Origin of the sequence: Psychrobacter sp., from assembly GCF_036731945.1 — a bacterium.
In the GTDB taxonomy this organism is placed as follows: Bacteria; Pseudomonadota; Gammaproteobacteria; order Pseudomonadales; family Moraxellaceae; genus Psychrobacter.
The window spans coordinates 920-4,237 of sequence record NZ_DAINDI010000051.1; the positions used below are offsets into that span (position 1 = coordinate 920).

General features: G+C 44.3%; 2 protein-coding genes. Both read right to left on the minus strand.

Annotated features, from left to right (window positions below; all coding sequences use genetic code 11):
* Nucleotides 1-25 precede the first annotated feature (25 nt).
* Entirely contained in the window at nt 26-1,513 is a 1,488-nt protein-coding gene (locus tag V7D75_RS10565; protein ID WP_333614531.1) for a S41 family peptidase, read from the minus strand.
* 521 nt (nt 1,514-2,034) lie between these two features.
* The coding region (gene gpmI / locus V7D75_RS10570) for a 2,3-bisphosphoglycerate-independent phosphoglycerate mutase (protein ID WP_333614532.1) at nt 2,035-3,318 on the minus strand (1,284 nt) is incomplete at its 5' end.

Here is a 3,318-nt window from a genome sequence, read left to right on the forward strand (position 1 = left end):
AGTCTAATTTTAAACGCTAACGAAATTAGGGCTTGGCTTTAACAGCCGGTTTTTCAGTCGGCTTTTCAGTCACGTGCTCGATGACTGTATTGTTTTGAGTCACTTTATTTTTAACAACTTTAGTCTTAGTGTCATCTTGATTAGAATTATTCGCTGCTTGAGGCTTGCGTACAAAGCGAACACCCGACGTCAGGGCTTTTTGCCTTAGCAAATCAAGCGCCTGTTGCTCCCATGTGCTTTCATTTCCTGTTAAAGTCACATCAGGCGCTACCCCAACCCCATCTATTTTTTTACCCGAAGCGGTCATGTAATGGGCAACGGTCAGCTTCACCGCCTGCTCGTCATTCAGCGGTATCACGGACTGCACCGAACCTTTACCATAGCTGACCTCGCCTAAAATAGTCGCGCGTTTTTGCGCTTGCAAACTACTGGCTAAGACCTCAGCCGCTGAAGCAGAATAACGATTTTGCAACACCACAACTGGCATGGTATCTAATAACGCTGCACCTTGCGTCGATAGTGTGCGTGAATCGCTTTGACGACCTTTGACTTGTACCACATCGGTATTGGTCATAAATAAGCTGGCAACGCTTACCGCTGACGCCAATACACCGCCTGGGTTGTCACGCATGTCTAATAAAATTCCCTTAACAGGCGCATCCAAATCAATTAACCCTTGTAACAGCTTCTCACGGCTATTGTTTTGAAAGGCAGGTAATCTAACAATAGCCATTCCATCTACCAGCCGCGTTTCAATAACTTGTGGATGGTTGTGATTACGCTGTAAAGTCGTGGTATGTTTACGGCGTCCTGCTTTTGATGTCACCACATCTACTTGGGTACCTGCAATGCCCGTTAGCAATTGCTCAATGTCATTACTTTCTTCGTCTTCGCCAAGTTTGAACTCATCCACTTGGTGCAAATAATCGCCAACGGCAATACCTTTTTTATCGGCAGGCGAGCCATCAACTACCTCAGTAATCACCCAATAGCCTACTTTAGGCTGATACTGCACCTTGATACCGATATCGCCGACGTCGCCTTCAGTAAAAGCGCGCAGATTCTCATAAGCTTCTGCATCCAAAAACTCAGCGTGGCTATCGAGCTTGGTCAACATACCGCTCATGGCGTTGCTAAATAACTCTTCGTCATTGACTGTATCCACGTATTCACGGCGTACCAAATCAACGACGGCCACAAAGGTTTTGATGGTTTCAGGCGAAATGGCCTTTAACGATACTTGCGCAACTTCAGCGGGAATATCGGTGTTTATCACGTCTGACTCGTCATTTAGCGCGCTTTCATCGGCAACAGCATCTATCGAGTCATCGACTTGATCGGCAGATTCAAGCATATCGGCGATATCTGATAAATCGTCGGCGTTATTAGCTTTCTCGTCATTGTTTAAAGACGCGTCATCGTCGTTAAGTCCAATCAATTGCAAGCTTGCCGTGGGATTTTTGCCAGTATTATTGTTTTTTTGATTATCATTGGTAGCAGCTTGTGCTGGCATATTGACCACACCTAGCCCAACTACACTGCTTATAAGAGCGGGTTTTAATAGCTGAGATCCGATTGATTTGACATTAAAAGACTTCATTTTAAAAGACTTAGAACCAATAAATTTAGCACCAATAGATTTAGAATCAACAGGCAATGGCATGATGATATTTCTCAAGCTTTTAGACAGCAATAAGGATAAATGGCGAATTGGACGCATAATAAATTACTCAAAGAAAGGATTTGGTTATTATTTTTATAACTTTTAGATTATATGGATATTTATGATTATAAAGTTATTCATGAATAATGTCGTCTAAAATAACACTGAGCTTCTACCTAAGACTAGGACAGTATTGCAAGTAACTTAAACAATATGTATCAAGCAAAATGAGAGGATGCGCAAAAAAATGCGAGGATGCGCAAAAAAAATGCAAAAAAAGGAAAAGACACTCAATATCTCTCCCTTTTTATAAAACTCAATAGCTTTAGCAGTAATAATAGACTGCTAAATGACCCTATCAAATGTCTAGTTTATGTAGCCGAAAGCAGTAAGTTTTTACCGGTCATCTCATCTGGTTGTTCGATATCCATTAATGCCAAAATCGTAGGCGCAATATCACTAAGCTTGCCGCCGCTACGTACTTTTACGGCTTCCTCACCAATATAAATCAGTGGCACCAGCTCAGTGGTATGCTGCGTATGTACCTGACCACTTTCATAGTCTTGCATCTGCTCACAGTTGCCATGGTCAGCGGTGATCAGCATGTTGCCACCCGCAGCGCGTACCGCTTTTTCTAAACGACCAATGCACACATCCAACGCTTCTACCGCCTTGACAGCAGCTTCAAAGACGCCTGTATGCCCGACCATATCACCATTGGCATAATTAACCACCAACACATCATATTTACCCGACTCGATAGCAGCAACCAGCTCATCGGTCACCTCAGGCGCACTCATTTCTGGCTGTAAATCGTAAGTAGCAACATCAGGCGATGGCACTAAAATCCGCGTCTCGCCTTCATATTCATCTTCGCGGCCGCCGCTAAAGAAAAAGGTCACGTGCGCATATTTTTCAGTTTCAGCGATACGTAGCTGGGTTTTACCTTTATCTTGTAAATACTCTCCAAGTGTATTGGTCAAAGACGCTGGATAATAGGCAATACTGGTTTTTGTATTGTCCGCTAGCACGTCAGAATACTTCGTCAACATCACAAAAGCGGCAAGCTTTGGTTGCTTATGACGGGCAAAACCAGAAAACTCATGATCTGGCAGTACAAAGGCTTGCGCCAGCTCACGGGCACGGTCAGCGCGGAAGTTCATAAAGATAAGCGCGTCATTGTCATCGACGGTATAAGGCACTTCGTCGCGACCAATCACCACCGTTGGATTGATAAACTCATCAGTTTCACGTGCTTTATACGCCGCTTGTATGGCCCCATCAGCACGTGTTGCTAATCGGTCGGCTTTACCTTCGGTGATAAGCTCATAGGCTTTTTGCACGCGATCCCAGCGATTGTCACGATCCATTGCATAATAGCGCCCAATAATACTGGCAATTTGCACGCGGCCACCTTCGTAGTGGTCATTGAGCTTAGCAATATGGTCGCGTAAGCGGTTGATATACTTATCAGCAGATTTTGGCGGCGTATCACGGCCATCTAAAAAACAATGCACAAAGACATTTTTGGCACCGTGTACCAATGCCGAATGGCACATAGCCTCGATATGGTCTTGATGCGAGTGCACACCACCATCAGACAACAATCCCATAATATGCACGTTACCACCGAGCTTATTTGCCGCTTTTACGGC